17 protein-coding genes are annotated in these 22,675 nt (G+C 47.3%); 10 read left to right on the top strand and 7 right to left on the bottom strand.

Annotated elements, in window-relative coordinates:
• The first annotated feature begins 1 nt into the window (after nt 1).
• From CCC32_RS08290 to CCC32_RS08265, 6 genes are all read left to right on the top strand, one after another.
• A complete protein-coding gene (locus CCC32_RS08290) occupies nt 2-1,012 on the top strand; it encodes a caspase family protein (protein WP_287073624.1) in 1,011 nt (336 codons plus the stop codon).
• The gene (locus tag CCC32_RS08285; RefSeq protein WP_287073623.1) at nt 997-2,055 is read left to right on the top strand and encodes a hypothetical protein; all 1,059 of its coding nucleotides are present in this window, start codon (nt 997-999) and stop codon (nt 2,053-2,055) included. The genes CCC32_RS08290 and CCC32_RS08285 overlap by 16 nt, the downstream gene beginning before the upstream one ends.
• 209 nt (nt 2,056-2,264) lie before the next feature.
• Complete coding sequence (locus tag CCC32_RS08280) at nt 2,265-4,919, top strand: CHAT domain-containing protein (protein WP_287073621.1); 2,655 nt, start codon at nt 2,265-2,267, stop codon at nt 4,917-4,919.
• 13 nt (nt 4,920-4,932) lie between these two features.
• Nucleotides 4,933-5,355 carry a hypothetical protein gene (locus CCC32_RS08275; RefSeq protein ID WP_287073620.1) on the top strand — a complete coding sequence of 141 codons (423 nt, stop codon included), beginning with the start codon at nt 4,933-4,935 and terminating at the stop codon, nt 5,353-5,355.
• Nucleotides 5,352-5,936 (top strand): hypothetical protein, encoded by a 585-nt coding sequence (locus CCC32_RS08270; protein ID WP_287073618.1) that lies wholly within the window; start codon nt 5,352-5,354, stop codon nt 5,934-5,936. Before CCC32_RS08275 ends, CCC32_RS08270 begins: the two co-directional genes overlap by 4 nt.
• A 25-nt stretch (nt 5,937-5,961) precedes the next feature.
• On the top strand, nt 5,962-6,366 hold the full coding sequence (locus CCC32_RS08265; protein ID WP_287073616.1) for a hypothetical protein: 405 nt from the start codon (nt 5,962-5,964) through the stop codon (nt 6,364-6,366).
• A gap of 114 nt (nt 6,367-6,480) precedes the next feature.
• On the opposite strand, the gene CCC32_RS08260 is transcribed toward CCC32_RS08265, so the two are convergent.
• From CCC32_RS08260 to mnmE, 3 genes are read right to left on the bottom strand one after another with little or no spacing between them, the layout of a single operon-like run.
• Nucleotides 6,481-6,753 (bottom strand): hypothetical protein, encoded by a 273-nt coding sequence (locus CCC32_RS08260; protein WP_022148884.1) that lies wholly within the window; start codon nt 6,751-6,753, stop codon nt 6,481-6,483.
• A gap of 18 nt (nt 6,754-6,771) precedes the next feature.
• The gene (locus CCC32_RS12675; protein WP_353756373.1) at nt 6,772-6,903 is read right to left on the bottom strand and encodes a hypothetical protein; all 132 of its coding nucleotides are present in this window, start codon (nt 6,901-6,903) and stop codon (nt 6,772-6,774) included.
• 23 nt (nt 6,904-6,926) lie between these two features.
• Nucleotides 6,927-8,369 (bottom strand): tRNA uridine-5-carboxymethylaminomethyl(34) synthesis GTPase MnmE, encoded by a 1,443-nt coding sequence (gene mnmE / locus CCC32_RS08255; protein ID WP_287073610.1) that lies wholly within the window; start codon nt 8,367-8,369, stop codon nt 6,927-6,929.
• A gap of 150 nt (nt 8,370-8,519) precedes the next feature.
• Between mnmE and CCC32_RS08250 the strand changes: the two genes are divergently transcribed.
• The 3 genes from CCC32_RS08250 (at nt 8,520) to CCC32_RS08240 (ending at nt 14,459) form a co-directional block, all read left to right on the top strand.
• On the top strand, nt 8,520-9,599 hold the full coding sequence (locus CCC32_RS08250; RefSeq protein ID WP_042519308.1) for an ATP-grasp domain-containing protein: 1,080 nt from the start codon (nt 8,520-8,522) through the stop codon (nt 9,597-9,599).
• 45 nt (nt 9,600-9,644) lie between these two features.
• Nucleotides 9,645-11,294 (top strand): glycoside hydrolase family 43 protein, encoded by a 1,650-nt coding sequence (locus CCC32_RS08245; protein ID WP_287073606.1) that lies wholly within the window; start codon nt 9,645-9,647, stop codon nt 11,292-11,294.
• 843 nt (nt 11,295-12,137) lie between these two features.
• On the top strand, nt 12,138-14,459 hold the full coding sequence (locus CCC32_RS08240) for a PKD domain-containing protein (RefSeq protein ID WP_287073605.1): 2,322 nt from the start codon (nt 12,138-12,140) through the stop codon (nt 14,457-14,459).
• Nucleotides 14,460-14,734: 275 nt separating this feature from the next.
• On the opposite strand, the gene CCC32_RS08235 is transcribed toward CCC32_RS08240, so the two are convergent.
• From CCC32_RS08235 to CCC32_RS08225, 3 genes are all read right to left on the bottom strand, one after another.
• Complete coding sequence (locus CCC32_RS08235; protein WP_287073603.1) at nt 14,735-15,424, bottom strand: SprT-like domain-containing protein; 690 nt, start codon at nt 15,422-15,424, stop codon at nt 14,735-14,737.
• A 26-nt stretch (nt 15,425-15,450) separates the two neighbouring features.
• A complete protein-coding gene (locus CCC32_RS08230) occupies nt 15,451-16,311 on the bottom strand; it encodes an Rpn family recombination-promoting nuclease/putative transposase (protein WP_042519313.1) in 861 nt (286 codons plus the stop codon).
• Nucleotides 16,312-16,462: 151 nt separating this feature from the next.
• A complete protein-coding gene (locus tag CCC32_RS08225) occupies nt 16,463-17,761 on the bottom strand; it encodes an NCS2 family permease (RefSeq protein WP_287073600.1) in 1,299 nt (432 codons plus the stop codon).
• A 161-nt stretch (nt 17,762-17,922) separates the two neighbouring features.
• Between CCC32_RS08225 and hrpB the strand changes: the two genes are divergently transcribed.
• A complete protein-coding gene (gene hrpB, locus CCC32_RS08220) occupies nt 17,923-20,421 on the top strand; it encodes an ATP-dependent helicase HrpB (RefSeq protein ID WP_287073599.1) in 2,499 nt (832 codons plus the stop codon).
• A 60-nt stretch (nt 20,422-20,481) separates the two neighbouring features.
• Here the strand turns inward: hrpB and CCC32_RS08215 are convergent, their stop codons facing one another.
• Entirely contained in the window at nt 20,482-22,365 is a 1,884-nt protein-coding gene (locus CCC32_RS08215; protein ID WP_287073597.1) for a heavy metal translocating P-type ATPase, read from the bottom strand.
• Nucleotides 22,366-22,675: the final 310 nt, after the last annotated feature.

The following is a 22,675-nucleotide window of genomic DNA, read 5'->3' as shown; positions in this document are numbered from 1 at the left end:
TATGAGAAGGTGGTTGGTTATTTCCCTTTTATTTGTGACGTTGTTATGCCCAGCACAGCAACGCCGGGCTTTGTTGGTGGGAGTTGCCAACTATCCTGAAGAAAGCGGTTGGAGAAAGATTCATGCAGACAATGACGTATCCCTGTTAGAAAGCGTGTTGTCTAGTTCTTTTTCCGTAAAATCAATTCTTGACGAAAAAGCCACATTGGTTAATATCCTGAAAGAATTAGATGGCCTGCAAAAGGCGACTTGCCATGGCGATACCGTTCTTGTTTCGTTTTCTTGTCATGGCCAGCAAATGATTGCCGTTGGTGAGGAAGAATCAGATTCTCTTGACGAGGCCTTAATTCCATATGATGCAAAGGTTAAATACAGTTCTGATTATCATGGAGAGAAACATTTGCGTGATGATGTCCTATCAGAACACATCTTCAGACTTAGAAAGGCAGCAGGTTCAGATGGACTTGTGATTGTTCTCCTGGATGCTTGTCATAGTGGCGATTCTTTCCGTGATACTAAAGAGATGGAGAACTGTCGCGGTGGCTATCCAGTATTCGGACCAGATAGCACAGTAAGAGCAGTTCATAAGGACTTGAAAAATGTTGTCGGGGTTGCAAAATCTGATGGCATATCAGATGTTCTGTTCATAAGCGCATGTCAGAGTTATCAGTTAAATGCAGAATATGAAGTCTCAGAAAACAAATGGTATGGTTCATTAACATACGCCTTCATCAAGGCTTATGAAAAGGACGGATTGAATAGCCTACTTTCTCTATGTGCGGATATAAGAAGTAACGTGGAGTCCTTCAATAAAAGTACTAGACAATCTCCTGAGTTCGCAACAACGATTGATGCTCTTCAGATGTTAGAAGAAAAGCCGGATACCACTATTGTGGAGATAGATGATTGTGGTAATCATGATGGTGCCGATACTCAGATTTATTGGATAGTAGGTCTTGCCATTCTTTTGGCTGTCATTATAATCGCCTTTTACCTATGGAAGAAGAAATGAATAACAGAAAAGTACCTGGATTTGTTCTTAGCACATTCCTGTTCTTGTTCTTTTATTTACTTATCAGAACTGTATATCAGGACTTACCTAGGATGTACTATGACATGATGGACGCCACGGTGGCAGAGGATGAACCGATTATTTTCAGCCTCATTTTGGCATGCCTTGATATTGTTATGCTTTGCCTGTCTTTTTGGAGCATCATTAGATTGCTAAAGGGCAAACCAGATGGCATTACATGTGTCAGATGGGCATTAGGGCTGAATTTAATAGTCGTTTTGTTTCAACTGATTCAATTATTGGGAAAGATAATTTACTTACACTGGATGTATGCGTTATCTCCTGCACTTCAGCTTTTGCTGACAATAACATTCCTATTCTATTTGGGGAAATCCAAATCGGTTAAACAACTCTATCCCAAATCTGAACGTAAGTTTTCCCCAGGTGGATGGGTCTGGCTTTTATTCTTTATTCTGAGTGTGTTTTCTATTTCTTATATGCTCTATACTAATATTGAAATGGAGAATAAGAGTAAGAAACACGAGCTTAGTTCTTTGTCGATTCCCTCAAATAGTTATAGTGATGGTCTTCTTTTGTTTGAATCAACAAGCAAATGGAGCCATTCGACAAAGGAGATAATGGATATGGAGGATATGCCCCAAGATGTTACGTTATGGGAATTGGCAAGTGACTCTATTTGCGAACTGGTTATGTCGGGTGTCTCTCCTAAAAGGCGTCATTCGGATTATATGTCTATTTTACTTCAGTCCCTTCCTGAAGAGCAGAAATATTTTTCGGGAGAGGTTATTGCATGTGATACAATCATCAACGATGATCAATATTATCTTGATCAATATCAGTATGTTGCAGACTCCATTTCCTATTTATGGACTTTCTCGGTAAGATTTGATGCAGAGACTCATAAATTCTGTGCTTTGTCGAAGTATGGAATACAACGTGATGAAAGAATGGACAAGGATGAAGTGCTTTCTTTCCTAAAGTCCGTGGTTTTTGACCTAACTCCTTTTATAAAAGAGCAATGATAACTATACTGAAGGAATTACTGGTTCTGTTGGCATGTCTGTACCTGTTTCTGGTACTTAGATCCCATTATTCAAAGGGAGAATCCTTTAAGGATGCTTTCCTTAACAATGTTCATTATGTTGTTATGGTGCTATTCTCGCCAGTAACATGGTTCGCTATATTTGTTGCAGCTATCTATGTGGCTTACCAAATAATACACTAATAGAATATGAATAATCCAGAAAAGAAAAATATATTTAGGAGAATATTCATGAGTAATATATTCGAGAATATATACCATTTTCTCTTAATGTATGCTTGGCTTTTACTTTCTATAGCAGGAGCTTTTGTAGGTCTTGTTATTATCATATTTGTATTAGAATGGATGTTCCCAAAAGATGTGCATATCCTGAATTATGCTCTTACAGATAAGACGTTCAAAGAATTATATTCAAACCACCATTATCACGCTGCCATTTTTATTGCAGAAGGAGATACATCTTATGTGAATGATCATCTGAAGAATCTGCCCAATAAAGATATGCTAAGGGATTGTTATCTGCATGTAGGTGAATATAGCAAGGCAGAGAAGATTGGAAGGGACTTTTTAAATCTGAAGCCCGATATGTCAGATGTTTCGGACGATGACAAGGAGATGTCAAAGCTAAGTTTGGATTTTCTTCATGCAGTTGCAGCAAGGGACTTGTTCCGACTGTATGAAAAAATGGGGGATAGGGAGAAGCAGCTGGAAATGTATAATGAATTGAAGAAGTTTGATAACAACAAACGTTTTTCAAAAGTTAATGACATGCTTGCGGAGCATGGTTACAAATTACCAATCATTGATGAGGAGCATTCTGACCTATACACGTTGGAGCACAATCTAAAATATGACATCATATGTGGTTTGTATCTTGAAAATCCAGATGCAGCAATTGATTCTTTGAAGAATTATATAAGTCATGTATGGCAGGTTCCTAGGTTTAAGTCGTCATTGAAATTGACGTTTGTAAATCGATTGATATCATGGTATTTAGAGAAAAATGATATATTCCAGGCACAAGCTATGCTTTTAAATGGAATCAATATTGTTCCTGCCATTGATAAAGAGGAGGATTTAGATCCGCTTGGCGATTTCGCTGAGTATTGTTACATTCTTCACGACTATAAGAATGCTAGACGTTTCATGAATGTCTATATGCGTTTCATGGATAAATATTACAGTGAAGAAGATTTAGGTTATTTGTTGGCAGAAGCTCGTGTAATCAAGTATCAGAATGAGGAATCCTCTGAAAATATAGACAGGCTAATTCATTGTTGCAGAGGTCTCCGAACACAGATTTCTAAAAATTTTGCTGGAATGACGACCAGTCAGCAGGAGTATTTTTCACAAGAATTGAAAGAGCCATTTTCTTATGCTCTTGCCCTTTTAGAAGAACATCCCAATAATGAGAAACTAGTAGAACTATGTTTCGAGAATGAGGTGTTTAACCGTGGGTTGCTTATGAGAACCGATGCTTTGCTTAGAAACACACTGATAAACTCTTCAGACACGACTCTGTTAAACGATTATGAACAGTATATTGCTTTCAAACAGGAATTGATAGCACGAGACGAGGTTGTTGGACCAGGTAACTTTGCCAGAAGAATGTATCTTAAGCAGAAAATATCAGAATTAGAGAAAGAACTCTCTGTGAAGTGCTCTGAATTTGCCAGAAGTAATTATTCTGATATTCGTGTAGCGGATATAAAATCGTCTCTTTCACGCGAAGAAAGTCTTATTACCTATGTGGAAATGCCAGGGAAGCACGGATCTTCTTTAGGGGCATTCTTGTTAAATAAGAAAGAAGGCCTTTTGTTTTTGCCGATGTGTTCATCAGAAGAGTTGTCATCCTTGGCAGAAATCGCTCGAACAAACACCCCTGGCTTATGTGTGGACAATAAGGCTTATCACTATTTGTTTGAAAAGTTAGCCGGTAAAATTGATTCCAAGGGAAATGTTGTGTATTCACCAGCAGGCATAGTACATCGGATACCTTTGATGGCATTGTTTATTGATGATAATACGACGATAGGGGATAAATATAATTTGAGAGCCTTGGCAAATCCTATTGACTTATACAAGAAGGGTACAAAAAAGGAATTTGAAATAGAGCAGATGAAAGTTGCTCTTTGGGGCGGTATCGATTATGGAATAGCAGACTCAGAGAATGAGAATGTGGTAAAAACACGAGCTGTTCTGCGTGGTGACAATTTAATATACCTACCTGGTTCATTAAGCGAAGTTGATAATATCTCCCGTATGTTAAAAGGGAAAGTGGGTTCTGTTACCCCTCACACAGGGAATAGTGCGACAGAATCTTCCTTTAAGCGTGAAGCTTCTAGCGCTGATATTATACATGTTTCGACTCATGGTTTCTTCAATGAAGACAAGGAACACGAACATAGTAGTGCAATGCATAATTCAGGACTGTTTTTTGCAAATGCAAATGCAGCCTGGAAGGATGACTTTAAGCCCCAGTCCTTTCAAACGGGATATGAAGATGGTATCCTGAGAGCAGATGAGATAGAAACTCAAAATCTTGGTTCTTGCGAGTTGGTTGTTCTATCCGCTTGTGAAACAGGTCTTGGGGAGATTAAGGGTGATGAGGGCGTTTATGGCTTACAGAGGGCTTTTAAACTCGCAGGCGCAAATAACATCTTAATGAGCTTATGGTCAGTACCCGATGCTGCAACAGAGGAACTGATGAGACGTTTTTATGAGTTCCTCCTTTCTGGAAAAGACATTGACAGGGCTTTCTATAGTGCCCAGAAGAGCATGAAAGATAGTAAGAATCCAAAATACGGAGTCCGTGATTGGGGTGGATTTGTGTTACTTCACTAATATGATTTAGGTTATGAAATTATTTTTATTTGTCCTGTTTTTATTCTGGCTATACCATTACTGGCGTTTTACTGGTAAACGAAAGTATTATAAAAAGATGGTTATCGTCGCTGAACATCGTCACGAACGTCTTCAAACAGAGCAGAGTGCTTTAGAGCTTGCAAGCGCATATATGCAAGTTCAACGATATGCAGATGCATATAATGCATTTGCTTCAGTTTTAATGAAGTATAAATATACTCCAAATACACAAGATATTAAAGCGAATATGGAGTTTTGCAAAAAGCCATTGCCATGGTCTCAAAAACTAAGAAACCATGACATGGGATATTGGCATAACTTTATGCTTTATCGCTTTGGTGGAAGACGTAAAGTGATGTTGTCTCAGGATGTATATATTGCTACAGATAATTTCATTCAATATGGACATTTATGATGAAGGTATTCTTAATTGTTGTATTGGTCATAGTTGGCCTGTTTTTTGTAAAGTTAGTTGTTGCAAGACGTAAGTTTACAAAGCGTTGGAAACAAGAAGAGGAATATGCTCTGCAAATATCCAGGGAAGTGTATGAGCCATTAAGCCTTTCAGAAAGGTATGCCTTTATTTTTGTTTTTGATGTATTTATGAAGAATATTCGTACAAGTGTTCGAGATATAGCAATAGCCCATCATCAGATAGAGCTTGAGTCTAAAGCATTGGGGGTTACTGTAAAAGATGCTGACTCTTTCTTCGCTGCTGAGGGTTTTGATCGAGGTATATCTCACTCGATGCGTTTATTATGTGATATTAAGGAAAAGAATAAAAACATATTAGATTTTTTGATCTATAGATGCTCAACCTTTGTCAAAAGAGCTTGTGGAAGGGATAGGCAAACAGGTATGGATTGCAAAGAAATATCAGAAAGATTATTTACTCGTATGTTTACTTCTATTGGATATACGGAAGGCGAATTAGCTGAGATAACAGTTAATCCTCAGAGGCTGATTTCTTTATTCGGTAGGGATAAATTAGTATAATAATAACACTAAAAGCGTAATTATCATGAATGTGTCATTGGTATTATGGACTTCGTTTTTGGCTTTAGTTGGCCTTCAGCTATGTGTGCCAGAAAACCCTAATGGTAGATTTGAAGCTGAGTTTAATGAAAAATATTGGACTCATAATCCATTGTTGCGTATTTTCTATGGTCTATCAAATATTCTGGGTGTTATTTTTGTTTTAGGAATGGTAGGCTATCTCACCTTTACGGAACATTGGTGGTATTTAGGTGTATATGTGGGAGGGTTAATACTAGCTAAATTGATTGCCCTCTTGCTAAGGCTTCTCCTTTATCCTTTATATAGATTGACCAATGACATCCCTACCTTTGCAGAAATAAAAGTCCAAAGGATTGTGGGTTCGTTAATGGTATTAGTTGGAATAGTTCTGTTTCTTTGCTTAAAATAGGATAGGTATTATAAACAAGATTGAAACAACATACAGAATGATAACTATCATTGAACTTTTTCGGTTCAATGATTGCATACGTTTATCAGGTCGATGAATAATTAGTTGATGGCCTTATTTCAAGTATTTATTCAATGCTCTTCGGCATTCTTCTTCAAGAATGGTATCATAGTCAACCCCCAGCTTGTTACATAACATCCATAATGCAGGGTGATCCTTCATGGATTTGTAAAAGTCGGCAATAGCTGCTTGTACCATTATTCCAAGCATAAAACTGTCATTAGTGCCAGCTGATTTAACTGCTGTTCTAACACATCCATCGAATCCTTTCCGGATTTTGGATCTCACCTTTTCTTCATCGCTTTTAAAAAAATCAAATAATCCCATTAGTTTCTTTTATCTTTATTAGTTGTAAATGAGGATAAAACCAGCCCAATAATACGGTTCAGGATACTCATCCATTATCTTTTTAAGTGCTGATTGATATGCTTTTAGCATGTCATTCTGCGTGAAAAGAGTTGAATAAAACTCGTCCATAAACAGGAATGTCACAGCATCATCTATTTTCCGATGCAGAACTCCCGGAATATTTTCTGGAGCGTTTCTTCTGTTGTTATCCGCTCTTCGCCGGTGATGTCGGCGAGGTGGTCGATGACCATGCGGAGGTCTTCTGCAAGGAGGTCGCCGCTGAGACCGATGTTCATGGAGTCGATGACACGCTGCAGACATTCGTCGGCACGGAGAAGGGCAGAGTAGTGGCGGGCAGAAGTTATCACGATGTCGCTCTCTGAAATCTGGGGTATGTCGGCAGCCTCTACGATGAGCTGCTCAAGCTGTGGAATGTTGGTGCCGTATTTTGCGCTGATGTCCACTGTCTTGTAGCCGGTACCGGCCAAGGAGTCAGACAACCAGTCTGATGCCAGACCGGTAGCGGCAGAAGGGGTCTTGACAGACTCGTCAGCCGAAGTCGTTTCGCCAGACTTGTCAATCTTGTTTCTCACCACGATGAGTCTCTTTCCGTCCACATGCTCCTTTATGTCGTCGATTTCAGCCGTTGTCGGCTGCCGGTCGATAAGCCAGAGCACTATCTTCGCCTCCTGCAACTTCTGGTAAGTGCGCTCTATGCCGATGCTTTCCACTACGTCGTCGGTGTCACGGATGCCGGCGGTGTCGACGAAGCGGAACTGTATGCCGTTGATGATGGTGGAGTCTTCAATGAAATCGCGTGTCGTGCCGTGTACGTCGCTCACGATAGCCTTCTCCTCATGCAGCAGGAGGTTGAGCAGCGTGCTCTTTCCCACGTTGGTGTTGCCGACGATAGCCACCGGTATGCCGTTTTTCAGTGCGTTTCCGATTTCAAACGAATGGATGAGAGATACGAGTCGCTGATGGATGTCGTTGGCAAGGGCGTATAGCTCCGTGCGGTCGGCAAACTCCAGTTCCTCGTGGTCAGAGAAGTCAAGTTCCAGTTCCAGTAGCGAAGTGAGCTTCAGCAGATGCTCGCGCAGGTCAGACAGCTCGTTGCTGAAGTGTCCCTTCAGTTGGCTGAGTGCCATGTCGTGAGTGGCCTTGTTGGTAGAGCTGATGAGGTCAGCCACGGCTTCAGCCTGCGAGAGGTCCATCTTGCCGTTGAGGAAGGCACGCTGAGTGAACTCACCCGGTCCGGCAGCCGCGCAGCCGTTCTCTATCAGCAGCGTCATCACCCTCTGCAGTATATACGCCGAGCCATGACAGGAAATCTCCGTGGAGTCTTCGCCCGTGTAAGAATGAGGAGCACGGAACACGCTCACCAGCACTTCGTCCACGGTCTCTCCCTTCCCGTCGGTTATCCTGCCGAAGGCGATGGAGTATGGCGCTCTGTCGTGCAGCTGCCTGTCGGCTTTTCCCGCCGGCGAGAAAATCTTTTCCGTTATCTCAATCGCCTCATTGCCAGAGACTCTTATTATTCCTATCGCACCGCCCTGTGCGGTGGCTATTGCACATATCGTTGGGTCGTTATTCATTTTTTGTCTTTTAATAAGTGCAAATGTACGCTTTTTTATTTAATTTTGCACTCGATAAAGAATATGACTTCCATAATAAGAGAAGAAATGTTTTTTGGGATGGTCATTTCAATAGGATAAAGAAAACAAACAACGGTAACGATACAGCACGTGGATTTACATATATTCAACCCCGAACACGATATAGCACTCGCTTATGACGTGCCACACCTCACGATACCCCATGTGGCTCAGGAGATGCGTATGAATCTTGGTTTTCTGCCCGCTTTCTGGGCGAAAGACGGAGATGCCGTCCTCGTTGACGACATCAAATATGCCCTGAAAGCATCCAAACAGTATAAGGGGATGATTGCCGACGTGCTGTTCGTGGAGAAGACCGACCTCGCCTCGCTGCCCCTTGATGGCGTGAAGCCCTGGGGATGGGACTGCAGGGTATGTGCGGAACTCGCCGAAAACGGAGTCGCCGCCGACATCCTGCCCACCGAGGGACAGCTTGCCGACGTGCGCCGCTTCTCAGACCGCGAGCAGACGAAGGAAATGCTGCACGCGGTGAGAAAAGGAATTGAAGGCGATACCTGTGGCGAGAGCTTCGTGGCTACTGCCATGGATGAGGCCTGCAGCATCATCCGCCAGCTGGGCAATGCCGTGGTGAAAGCCCCGTGGAGCTCGTCGGGCCGGGGAGTGCGTTATGTCAGCGACGCTGCCGACCAGCCCAAACTGTCATGGATAAGACACACGCTGCAACACCAGGGCAAGGTGATGATAGAACCCCGCTATAACAAGATGTGCGACTTCGCCATGGAGTTCGTCTCCACTCCCGATGGAGGCGTGAGATATTGCGGACTGTCGGTGTTCAAGACCCTCAACGCCCAGTATACGGGCAATGTGGTGGGCAGCGAGCGGTTCAAGCGCGACATTCTCAGCCGCTATGTCAGCGAGACGCTTCTCGACGACATAGCCAGTCGTCTGGAGCAGAATCTCACCGCCATGCTCTCCGGACGCTATGCGGGAGAATTCGGCGTCGACATGATGGTAGTGGCTGGAGCCGAAGGCAACAGGTTCCTGCTCCATCCGTGTGTGGAGATAAACCTGCGCCGCACGATGGGCCATCTCGCCCTCTCGCTCTATGGCGGTGATGACGAGCACGCACGGTTGATGAGCATCGTACACGACGTGAACTACCAGCTGAAGCTGCAACGCATCGAAGGCGAATACGTCAACGTGTTGTAAGGCGAAACAGACAATCACTAACAAATCAAAATAGCATAACCGATTATGAAAAGAAAACACCTTCTGCTGATGATGCTCGCATTGCCTATGGCAGCGCTGGCACAGTACAAGTCGCAGGTGTGGAGCCCAGACAATGGCAACAGCACCTACACCAACCCCGTTATCAATGCCGACTATAGCGACCCCGACGTGTGTGTCGCCGGCGAAGACTATTACCTCACGGCAAGTTCGTTCAACTGCATCCCCGGTCTGCCCATCCTCCATTCCAAGGATCTGGTAAACTGGGAGATAGTAGGCCATGCCGTTAAGGAACTGGAGCCGAAGCAGGAATTCGACCGGCCATCCCACGGCAACGGCATCTGGGCGCCGTCAATACGCTATCACAACGGCGAGTTCTATATCTATTGGGGCGATCCCGACTATGGCGTGTTTATGGTGAAGGCAAAAGACCCCGCCGGCGAATGGTCGAAACCGCTGTGTGTGATTCCGGGCAAGGGACTGATAGACACCACACCACTCTGGGACGACGACGGCCGCTGCTATCTCGTCAACGCATACGCCAACAGCCGTTCGCGTTTCGCCTCCGTAATCGCTATCCGTGAGTTGTCTGCCGACGGTACTAAACCCATCGGCAACCCCGTGATTATCTACGACGGCAACGGCACCGAGAGCCGCACTTGCGAAGGACCGAAGATATACAAGCGCGACGGATGGTATTGGGTGATGTTTCCTGCCGGCGGAGTGCCGACCGGTTTCCAGGTGGCGATGCGCTCCAAGAATCCGTTCGGTCCATACGAGAGCAAGGTGGTTCTCGCCCAGGGCAAGACAAAGATAAACGGTCCTCATCAGGGCGCATGGGTACACACCAAATTCGGCGAAGACTGGTTTCTGCATTTCCAGGACAAGGAAGCCTACGGCCGCGTGGTGCATCTGCAGCCTGTGACATGGAAGGACAACTGGCCTGTGACGGGCATCGATAAAGACGGCGACTACTGTGGCGAACCCGTCACGACATACCGCAAGCCGAAGACCTCAGGCAAGGTGCAGGTGGTGAATCCGGCAGAGAGCGATGAGTTCAGCGACACCAGACTCGGACTGCAATGGCAATGGCATGCCAACTACAATGAGACCTTCGGTATGCCGACAGCCTTCGGTTCGTATAGAGTATACACCCACAAGGTGTCGGAGAAATTCCAGAACCTCTGGGAAGTGCCCAACCTGCTGCTGCAGAAGACACCAGCCGACAAGTTCACAGCCACCACCAAAATCCGTTTCACATCAAAAGACCAGAACCAGACCGGCGGACTGCTGATGATGGGTCTTGACTATTCTGGCCTTGTGGTGAAGCGAGTGGGCAATGATTTCCAGCTCCTTCAGATTTCATGCAAGAGCGCCGACAAGGGCAAACCGCAGACAGAGCAGCTTATCGCCACACTCAAGCCAACGGCAGTAGACCAGATAGACTATCAGCCAGGCACTCACATCGACATATATATGCGTATGAGCGTGAACGATGGCAAGATGCATTTCTCTTACAGTCTCGACGGCAAGAAGTACACCAAGTGTGGCACCGAGTTCACCATGCGCGAAGGCAAGTGGATAGGAGCCAAGATAGGCTTCGTGGCATACGAGCCAGGACAGAAGACCAACCGTGGCTGGATTGATGCAGACTGGTTCAGAGTGACCAGAAAGTGAAAATGAGATCTGTAGGAAAGGCATTCCTGTAATGCCGCAATATATGAAAATGCAGTTTGCAAAAAGGAACCGTGTCGGATTAGTTTCTGACACGGTTTTCTTTTTCTCATAGTTCTATTATTTTAGTTTATATTCTTTTTAAACATGTGTACAGACATAGTCTGCTATTTAAAATATTATAAATGTAACACCTTTTTCAGAATCCTTTTTGATACAAAGACAAAAAGATAAATGTGAAGGCACACAAGGAAGGAGCGAAAAAATGAAAAGTTTAGAGAAGAAAGAGCGAAAAAACACCTGTTAACTGTTAACTCTGTTAACCCAAATCGGGCATTAGGGCTTGCTTGGATTTTGTTTTTTTAGAAGGGTGGATTTCGTTTGGATTTTAATGAGTAATAGTGGGCTATTGCGAATTTAAACCCGAATCGGTCATTAGGCCGTTTATAGAATTATTTAATGACTGCTTGCAGTCTTTTGCTTTTTATAAGGCGTCTTTTGTCTGTTTTTAATTCGCAATAGCTCGCTATTACTCATTAAAAGCCAAACAAAATCCACTCTTCTAAAAAAGCAAAATCCAAGCAAGCCCTAATGGCCGATTTGGGTTAAAACAGGCAAAAGACGCCTTATAAAAAACAAAAGACTGCAAGCAGTTATAAAACACAGCATTAAAACGGTCTAATGACCGATTGGGGTTCGATTGTCTTATTTGTAGTCAAAAATGGCTGTTTATACGTCATATCCTTGCGCTTCTTAATTAAAATACATAAATTTGCAGACAATTCGTCAATATGGCAGCATGTGGGATACATGCGAAACAAAAGTATAAACAAAAGGGAAAACGTTATGAACAGATTACTTACCACATCGTTCGTTTTAGCCGTCGCGGCAGGCATGGCATATACAGCATTTGCCACCGATGACAACAAGGTCTTAGTAGGCAAAATACAAACCGCCAATCCGGCCAAAGACAGTAAGGCATTACGCCTGGAATACCGTCCTGCGCCATTTCCGTCGAGCATGCCCCGCACCATCCGTCGTGCCGATGCCAAGGGAGTGAAGGCAGACTTCAGTGTGAAGAACGCCGCGACAGGGCAGGAAACGGTATGGGCAGAGAACTTCGACAACGGTACGCTTGCCGACTGGACCCAGGACAATGGCGAAGGCAACAACGTGACCTTTACCCTGAAGCAGCCCTCCGGCGACAAGGCATTCACGGGCATCGACCCCGACGATAAAGCATCGCTGCATATCGACGGACCATATAATATCGTGCGCCGCACCATCGGCACGATAACGAGCAAAGACATCGATGTGCCCGCCAATGCACAATTTCATGGATACGTATACTTCGACACTATGTGGAACGAATACGCCACTCTGACAATCAGTGCTTCAGCCGACGGCTTCGCCACTCAGACAGACCTCTGGAAGAGCACGAGCGTTGCCGACAAGGGAAGCGCATGGCGAAAGGTGGATGCCGACCTCACCGAATTTGCCGGCAAGACGGTGAAGCTGCGCCTCACCTACGGTCCGGGAACCGACGATGGCTTCAACGTTGGCGGATACCTCGGCGACTTCTATGTGGACGGACTCACGGTGAGCAGTATGACCACCATCGACCAGATTGCCGTGAAGACAGGCGAGGAGATACAGTTTGCCGACCTCACCGCCGGCACCCCGGAGTCGTGGGAATGGACATTCCCCGGCGGCACGCCGGAGACCTCGACCGACCAGAACCCTACCGTATATTACACCAAGCCCGGCAACTACGACGTAACGCTGAAAGTGAAAGCCGGCGATGAAGAAGACGAGGTGACCAAGACAGCCTTCGTAAGCGTTGAAGGACAGGAGCCGACGGCACAGGTGGGATGGCCGGCAGAATTCCGCGATCTCACCACGAGGATGCGTATGATGGCACCGCTCGCCACCGTGCATTACACCGACCGCTCTACAGGATTTCCCGACCAGTATTCATGGGCGATATATTCAGAGTATGAACTGAAAAACAACACCGACCCTATATTCACGCCAAAGGGTATATTCACTACAAAGGACGTGGATTTCAGTCATGAGAAGATGAACAAATGGTATGTAACACACATCGCCCAGAACGAGACCGGCTACACGTTCCAGGACGACAGCGTACAGGTGCAGTTCGACGGCTACATCACGAATTTCGAACCCAAGGACGGATATCAGACCAATTTCACCGATGGCAACCTTACCCTGCCGGGAGCCAACAAACTCGGCATCACGGCATGGGCAGAGAAATTCTCGAAGCCGTCCACGCCGATGCTCCTCACCGGTATGTATGTCAACTTCACCAAAGCCTCGGCAGAGGAACTGACAGACCAGATTACAAATGTGTCGTTCTCGCTCTATACATCAAAAGACGGACTCCCCGACCAGAAGATAGACCTGCTCGACACGTGGACGATGACAGAACTGAACTATGCGCTGACTACCAAAGACGGAGTGGTGGAAGTGCAGCTCAGCAAGGATTATGTCATCAACGATGAGTTCTTCGTTGTCATCGACGGCATTCCGGAGAAAAACGACGCTATGGAATGCGCCTTCGCAATGGCTCCGATGCGCGACCACGGCAACACCGCCTATATGCTGAAGAATGGAGAGTGGCGCCCGCTGACGGGCTATTTCCAGGCTGCCCCTGGCGGACAGACATCACTCGCCGTATTCCCGGTGGTGAAACACTCCGTGATGGTGTCGGCGAAAGTCAGCGACAAGGGAGAAGTGACGGTAGACAACGACACAGTGTTTGTGGACAAAGAAGCCGGAGTAGCCACAAAGACCATCTTCTCGAAGCTCGGATGGAAGACGGCAACGTCGGACGAACAGTGGTGTAAGGTGGTCAGCGAGCCGGGAGAATATACCGCCGACGACCTGCAGATAGAGTATTCCGCATTGCCTGTCGGCATTGACAAACGGGATGCCACCATCACCATCACCGATGGAGTGGGAGAGATGAAGATTGTCTTGGTTCAGGAGAACAAGGTGGTGTCTGCCATCAACGACGTCTCTGCCGGCGCTGCTCTACAGGGCAAGGAGGTTTACGACCTCAATGGCATGCGCATAGACTCCTCCGTCCTGCCGAAGGGTATATATATTGTGAGAGACGGCAAGACCATGAGGAAGGTCGTGAGATGATGCAGGCCTGGCATCTCCTATGCGAGATTTTCATTCCATGAATGCTATGGTAGAATTTTATTATCTGCAAAACAAAGATAATCCAAAGGTTTATCGATAATAATCAGGGCTGAACTTCTAGTATGAATAATTAGGGCTGAACTTCACTGGTATGGAGTTCAGCCCTGATTATGATGGAAGTTTTTTGTGGTTGTTGCCTTGTCATGTCGTCATTGCCGCCTTGTCAAGTCATTATCGTTGTCTAAGTTGTCATTATTGCCGTTTCGTTGAGGCTCTTATCTGTTGCGGATTATTCTTTTGCCGTCGCATTCCATGCGTTCCGCATCGGCGAGATGACTCTTAAGAGTTTCTTCTTCGCATATCGAGACCTTGAGTGCAGAGGAGTTGGGAAACTGGTTGAAGAATGTGTCATTGCTCATATAGAGCTGTATTGCTGATACATCCTTTGCCGAGAGCACATTGTTGTAGTAGTAGGTTATCCGTTCCACGATTCTTGGTAACACCTTCACTCCTGTGCGTCCGTCGGTGAAGGTCACCACAGCCACCACATGCCATGACCGTCTGCCTTCCCTTGCCTGCTGTTTCTGCGTTTCCGTTGGTTTGTGTGATATGGCTATATGTCTGCCGAATCTGGCGTTTATGCCGTTCATCATCGTGCGGAACATTCGTCCGTGGGCACTCGTGTCCTTCAGTTGGTTGCTGGCGATGTAGTAGTGTATCATCTCGTGTATGATAGTATCCTCCACTATTTCCTGCGGCAGGTCAAACCGTGTGTTGATGCGCAGCACGAAATCGTAGTTCACCACCTTGCCCATCAATCCGTTGCGTTTCTTCTTGAAGCAGCACATGCCGAGAAACCCTTTGGCGTTGCTAAGCCTTATGGGTATGTCGGGCAGTTTGCCGTCGAACATCATCCTGTTGTATTCGTCGAATTTCTCCTTGATGAATGGAATGGTTGGTGTCATGCGGTTGTGGTTGTTTGAAGGAGAATTTATAAGTCCTTAAGTTCGCCAATTGAAATTCCTGTCAATTCAGAAATCACTTCCATATCCATTCCTTTTGCAAGCATGGCACGGGCAATTTCTGCTTTTCCTTCTGCTTTTCCTTCTGCTTTTCCTTCTGCAAACTTTTTCTTTTCTGCAGTTTTGATTGCGTTTACGATGTCGCGATAAGCATTTACACTATCTTCGTATGATTTCAGTTCCTGTGGGTTGAACTTGGAAATTTCAGCTTGTTCAAACAGACGTGTGAACACACGCTCTTGTAACGAGGCGGGACGTTTCATTAGAGATGAGAGGTTTTTCAGTACAAACATCCATTTGTCATACATCGTTTCAAGTTCATTTTCTGTTTTGTCGAATTTGGGAATCTCTACATATACATACGTTAGTTTGTCATAGAAGACCTCTTTGGTGTCTGTTTCCATTAATTTCACTTCATGATGCCACCTCTTTGCGTTCTGCAAACCCTCTGCAAAGTTGAAGTTCAGCAATCCTATCGTATATACGGAATTGAGATGAAAGTCCCAATCTCCGCCACGTTGCGCTTGCTCTCGTATTGGAAATGTTGAATAATATATTGTTCGGTCTTTGAAGAACTCCTGATATACATTTTGCATCTCTACGATGAATTTTTCGCCTTTGTCATTCTCACAAAACACATCGAATACTGCACGCCTGGCGTCTATGCGGTCGCCGAGCTGTTCTGAGTTCAAGTAGGTAACATCCTTCACGTTCTGTTCTCCACGGAACAAAGCGTTGAGAAAACTTATCAGCAACTCTTTGTTGAATTCTGATCCAAACAATCTCTTGAATCCAAAGTCTGTATGTGGATTGATGTATCTTTCTACCATAATGCGGATTATTTTATCAGTGACAATACAAAGTTAAGCAAATTACTCCGAATGTGCAAATTACTTTTGTCATTCCTTGGTTCTTTATTTATAGAGACAATCACAATTCTTTATAATATAAAGCCTAATTGCCCGTCTGACCCGTTTGGGGTTAAATGAAAATGTATTTCATCACGAACAAGGCAGCGAGGATATAGAGCGTAGGGTTGAGATTCTTCCAGTTGCAGCACAGGATGTTTATGGCAACGTATGCTATGATGCCGCAGAGAATGCCGTCGGAGATGCTGTATGACAGCGGCATCATCACGATGGTGATGAATGCGGGGATGGCTTCGGTGTAGTTGTTCAGGTCGATGTCTTTTATCGGCGACAGCATGAAGAGTCCCACGATGACGAGAACCGGAGTGGTGGCGGCAGCAGGAATGGCGAGGAAGATGGGAGCGAAGAAGAGAGCCACGACGAAGCAGAGAGCCGTGGCAAAAGCCGTTAGTCCGGTCCTTCCGCCCTGTGCCACACCAGCGGCACTCTCCACATAAGTCGTTGTGGTGCTTGCTCCCAGACACGCTCCAGCCATCGTCGCCACGGCATCAGCCATGAACGCTTTGTTCAGACCAGGAATGCGACCGTCTTTTCTCATCATGCCTGCCTTGGTGCATACGCCGACAAGCGTGCCCATGGTGTCGAACATGTCGATGAACAGGAACGTGAACACCACGATGGCCATGTCGATGGTGAAAATGTTGTGGAAATCAAACTGGCAGAAAATAGGTGCTATAGACGGCGGAGTGTCCATTATTCCCTGGAATTTCGTTATTCCCATCGGGATTCCTATCAGCGATGTGGCGAGTATTCCGATGAGCAATGCTCCCGGCACGCGTCTGGCAATGAGCACCGACGTGAGCACTATGCCTATCGACCCGAGCAATGCCGAACCGTGAGGCAGGTCGCCGATGGTGACGAAAGTGGCGGAGCTCTCCACTATGATGCCCGCATTCTTCAGTCCGATAAACGCTATGTAGATGCCGATTCCGGCACCTATCGCCCGCTTTATGGAAGCCGGTATGGAGTCAACGATAAGGGTTCGTATGCGTGTCATTGTGAGAATCACGAATATCAGTCCCTCGATGAGTATCGCCGTGAGCGCAAACTGCCATGAGTATCCCATGGTGAGACACACGGTGAACACGAAGAAAGCGTTGAGCCCCATGCCGGGAGCGAGTCCGAACGGCTTCTTGGCATATATCGCCATCATCAGTGTTCCGATTATGGCAGCAAGAGCCGTTGAGGTGAACACGGCATTGGTGTCCATGCCCTTGGAGGCGAGGACCGAAAAGATGCTTGGATTAACGGCAAGGATGTATGCCATCGTGAGGAAGGTGGTGATACCAGCCATTACTTCCGTCTTGATGTTGTGCTTCGCTGGATCGAAGCCGAAGAGTTTTTCTAACATTGTCGTTGTTCTTGATTTTTGTTTATTTGGCATGAATTGACTATTGTCTTTTGGGGATGAAAGATTATAAATATAGATGGTGCAAAATTATCAATAAAAGTTTGAAAACAATAATCATTACTATTACTTTTGCATGCAGAAGAAAATAAAAGATGATCTTGATGACTATAGACGACATAATATCCAGGTGTGCCACGTTGCCGGCTGCCGACATTGCCAAAGGTGTGAACAGAACGCTCGACGAGAACAATTCTCTCGTCGTCACGGCACCGCCGGGAGCAGGAAAGTCCACACTCCTGCCACTTACCATCATGGATGGGACTGCCGCCGGAAAGATAATGATGCTTGAGCCAAGACGCCTGGCAGCGCGACAGATTGCCGAACGCATGGCGGAGATATTGGGAGAACCCGTGGGGAAGACCGTAGGCTATAGAGTGCGTTTCGAGAGCCGCGTCTCTGAGGCAACGCGCATAGAAGTGGTAACTGAGGGGGTGTTCCTCCGTATGCTCGTGGATGACCCTACGCTCGACGGGGTGTCTGTAGTAATCTTCGACGAGTTTCATGAGCGTAGCATCAATTCCGACCTCGCACTTGCCCTCGTCAGACAGTCGCAGACTCTCCTTCGTGATGACCTGCGCCTCGTCTTGATGTCGGCAACGATTGATGCCACGTCGCTCTGCAATACATTGCATGCCCCGTTGGTGGAGAGCCAGGGAAGGATGTTCCCGGTTGAGGTGGTCCATGCTGACGACGACACCATCGCTATGGCATCCTCCCGTCGCAACGCCGACATTCCGCTTGCCGTGGCACGCATGGTGAGCAGGGCGCATAGGGAGAGCGATGGCGACATACTGGTGTTTCTGCCAGGACAGGCAGAGATACAGAAAGTGACAGACCTGTTGGGCGACTCTTTGCTGCCCACTGTCGTGATGCCCCTCTACGGCAACCTCTCGCCAGAGGCGCAACACAGGGCGATAGCCCCCTCTGCCGGGGGAAAGCGAAAGGTGGTCCTTGCCACGCCGGTGGCAGAGACCTCAATCACTATAGAAGGAGTGAGAGTGGTGGTGGATGCCGGACTGTGTCGCCGCCCGGTGTTCAATGCCCGCAGCGGACTCAGTCATCTTGATACCGTTGCAATAAGCAAGGATATGATGACGCAGCGAACGGGACGTGCCGGACGAGTGGCGGCGGGAACCTGCTACCGTCTCTGGACCGTAGCCACGGAGAACCAGCTTGCCGACCAGCGCCGGCCGGAGATAGAAGAAGCCGACCTCGCCCCGATGCTGCTGCAGGTGGCGGCATTCGGTGAGAGAGACATCCTTTCGCTGCCATGGATCACTCCACCGTCAGCAGGCAGCGTAGGCAAGGCGCAGCATCTTCTGAAACTCCTCGGAGCCGTGGATGCCGACGGAAAGATAACCGCCATTGGAAAACAGATGGCTGCAATGCCCTGTCATCCACGTGTGGCAAGGATGATATTGGGATGCCGCACAAAGGAGATGAGAAGTCTGGCATGCGACATCGCCGCTATCCTCGAAGAGAAAGACCCGCTGACTGCCGAAGAGTCTGCCGACATTACGATACGTATAGGAGTGCTGCGCTCGTGCAGAAACAAGAGGAACGTAGGCCGCTGGCAGCGCATAGCGATGATATCACGGGAATACCAGCGCATGACAGGAGCTACCGAAGACAATGCAGCCATCGATGCCGACGATGCCGGGCTGCTGATTGCCTATGCCTATCCGGAACGTGTGGCGATGGCAACCGACGATGTGGGAGGCTACAAGCTTGCCAGTGGCGACAATGCTTCGCTGTCTGTCACCGATGCCCTCTCGGCAAGCAAATGGATTGCCGTGGCGTCTCTCTATTCACAGAGCAACGGCGGACGTATATATCTTGCCGCACCGGTTGATGTGGAACAGATGCAGACAATTTCATTGGACAATGTTTCATGGAACTCAAAAGAGGGCATGGTGGTGATGCGAAGGGAGCAGAGAATCGGTAAACTCATCGTTGGCAGCAAACCGATACACGATGCCGACAAGGACAGGGTGGTGGAGATTGTGTGTGATGCCGTGAGGAAAGACGGACTGAGCATGCTGGACTGGAGCGATGATGTGGCGAGACTCCAGAACCGTGTGGCTGCCGTTGCCGCCTGGCATCCAGACATGGAACTGCCTGATATCTCAACTCCACACCTGATGCAGACGGCGGGCAGTTGGCTGCCTATGTATCTCGTTGAAGGCAGCAGAGTCATGACATCTGTGACAGAGATGAAAAAGCTGGACTTGAGAGACATCATCTGGGCAACGATACCATACGACAAGCAGCAGGAGATAGACCGGCTCGCTCCAGAATACGTCGTCGTGCCTACGGGCAGCAGGATACGCATCGACTATCGTCAGGGATCGGCAGCACCGGTGGTGAGCGTAAGACTGCAGGAATGTTTCGGTATGACGGAGACACCAACAGTGGACGACGGCAGACAACCGCTGCTCATGGAACTGCTTTCGCCGGGATTCAAACCGGTGCAGCTCACTCAAGACCTTGCCAACTTCTGGCGTGAGACATACTTTGACGTGAGAAAAGAACTGAAGCGCCGCTATCCCAAACACTGTTGGCCCGACAATCCTTTGGATGCCAAGGCGGTGAAGAAATAAGAATCGGCATACAACAAAAACTCCCCCAACTGTCATTAGAACGTTTGGGGGAGTTGTATCTTACATCTGCTTCACCTTCAATGCCCTCATGGCATTTATCACGGCAATTACCGTCACGCCGACATCAGCAAACACCGCCATCCACATAGTAGCCAGTCCGAAAGCGGCAAGCACGAGTACGAGCAGTTTGATGAATATCGCAAACACCACGTTCTGCATGGCGATGGCTATCGTACGGCGTGCTATTCTTATCGCCGTAGCTATCTTCGACGGCTTGTCGTCCATAATCACTATGTCGGCAGCCTCTATCGCCGCATCGCTGCCGAGGGCTCCCATCGCCACACCCACATCGGCGCGTGCCAATACGGGAGCATCGTTGATACCGTCGCCAACGAAGACTATCTTCTTGTCAGCCGACTTACCTTTCATCACGCTCTCCATCATCTCCACCTTGTCGGCAGGCATCAGTTCGGTGTGGCATTCGTCGATGCCAAGTTCCTTGCCAACATATTCGCCCACCTCGTGCCTGTCGCCGGTGAGCATCACGGTCTTTTCCACACCAGTTTCCTTCAAGCGGCTTATCGCCTCCTTGGCATCATCCTTTATCACGTCGGTCACCACGATATGTCCGGAATACGTGCCGTCTACGGCAACATGGACGATGGTGCCCACCTTATGACACTGGTGCCATCTGGCACCGATGCTTTCCATCAGCTTGGAGTTGCCCACATACACGGTCCTGCCGTTCACTGTGGCCTTCACTCCCTTGCCGGCAATCTCCTCCACATTATCCACGCGGCAACCGTCATCCTCGTTGCCGAACGCCGTCTTCAGAGAAACGGCTATCGGATGTGTGGAATAGCGTTCCACATGGGCAGCGAGATGAAGTAGCTCCCGTTCGTCGAAATCATTTGGATGTATGGCTTCCACCTCGAACTTGCCTTTCGTCAGCGTGCCGGTCTTGTCGAACACCACCACACCGGTCTTTGCCAGCGTGTCCATATAGTTGGAGCCCTTGATGAGAATACCCCGTCGGGATGCTCCGCCTATGCCGGCGAAGAACGTGAGCGGAACGCTGATTACCAATGCACAAGGACACGAAACCACGAGGAAAGTCAGCGCACGGTTTACCCATACGGGCAGGGCGCAGAGATAGTCGTCGGATAAGAACGGTGGCAGGAAAGCCAGTGCCAATGCCACGTATACCACTATCGGAGTGTATATGTGGGCGAATTTGGTGATGAAGGTCTCGCTCTTCGACTTGTTCTCTCCGGCATTCTCCACGAGATCGAGAATCTTGCTCACCGTGGATTCACCGAAAGATTTCTCAACTATCATCTTTATCACGCCCGACAGGTTGACGCAGCCTGAGCATATCCTTTCGCCCACTCCAGCGCTCCTCGGCATGCTCTCGCCGGTGAGAGCCATGGTGTTGAGGCTTGTCTCGCCCTCGGTTATCTTGCCGTCGAGAGGGATCTTCTCGCCGGGGCGCACGATGATTGTCTCGCCCACTGCCACTTTTCCGGGATCTACAACCTGCGTTTTGCCGTTTCTCACCACGTTTGCCGTGTCGGGGCGTATCTCCATAAGGTGTGAGATGGACTTGCGGCTGTTGTCCTCGGCGTAGTGCTCGAATAGTTCGCCCAACTGGAAGAAGAGCATCACAAACACCGCTTCGGGGAATTCAGTCTCTGCTCCCGGCAGAAAGCCTATGAGCATAGCTCCGATGGTGGCTATACACATCAGAAAATCCTCGTCGAACACCTCGCCCTCTCTGATTCCCTCTATAGCCTCACCGATTACGTCGTAGCCGATGAGAAGGAATGGCACGAGATAAACCAGCAGCAGTTGCCACACCTCGAGCCCCATTGTCTTTTCTATTGCCACGGCAATGACGAGCAACACCGCGGTAAGTATGATTCTTGTGAGTTTTTTCTTGTCCATATCTATATGTTTTAATATTTTCTTAGTCTGTAGCTTTCCATTAAGCGAGAATTGTCGTTTGGAATCAAAGGTAAGCAATGCGGATAAAGAATGTATTTGACTGATAGCCGTATCGCTTTTGTTCGTTTGCAAAGGTATGGCAATTGTGTTGCAATCGGGTTGCAAAGACGACATGGAGTATAAAAAAGACATGCGCCGAGACTTTGTGAATCCCGGCGCATGCTGAAAATGCTGTATGATATTCCTTTATGATATTCCTGCAGTCTGTGGGCAATTCTTCATGCCCTTCTGCTGTCAGTGTGTGGCAGTA

Origin of the sequence: Prevotella sp. LMAG:51 (assembly GCF_008680225.1) — a bacterium.
In the GTDB taxonomy this organism is placed as follows: domain Bacteria; phylum Bacteroidota; class Bacteroidia; order Bacteroidales; family Bacteroidaceae; genus Prevotella; species Prevotella pectinovora.
This window is presented reverse-complemented; position numbering and strand designations above follow the sequence as displayed.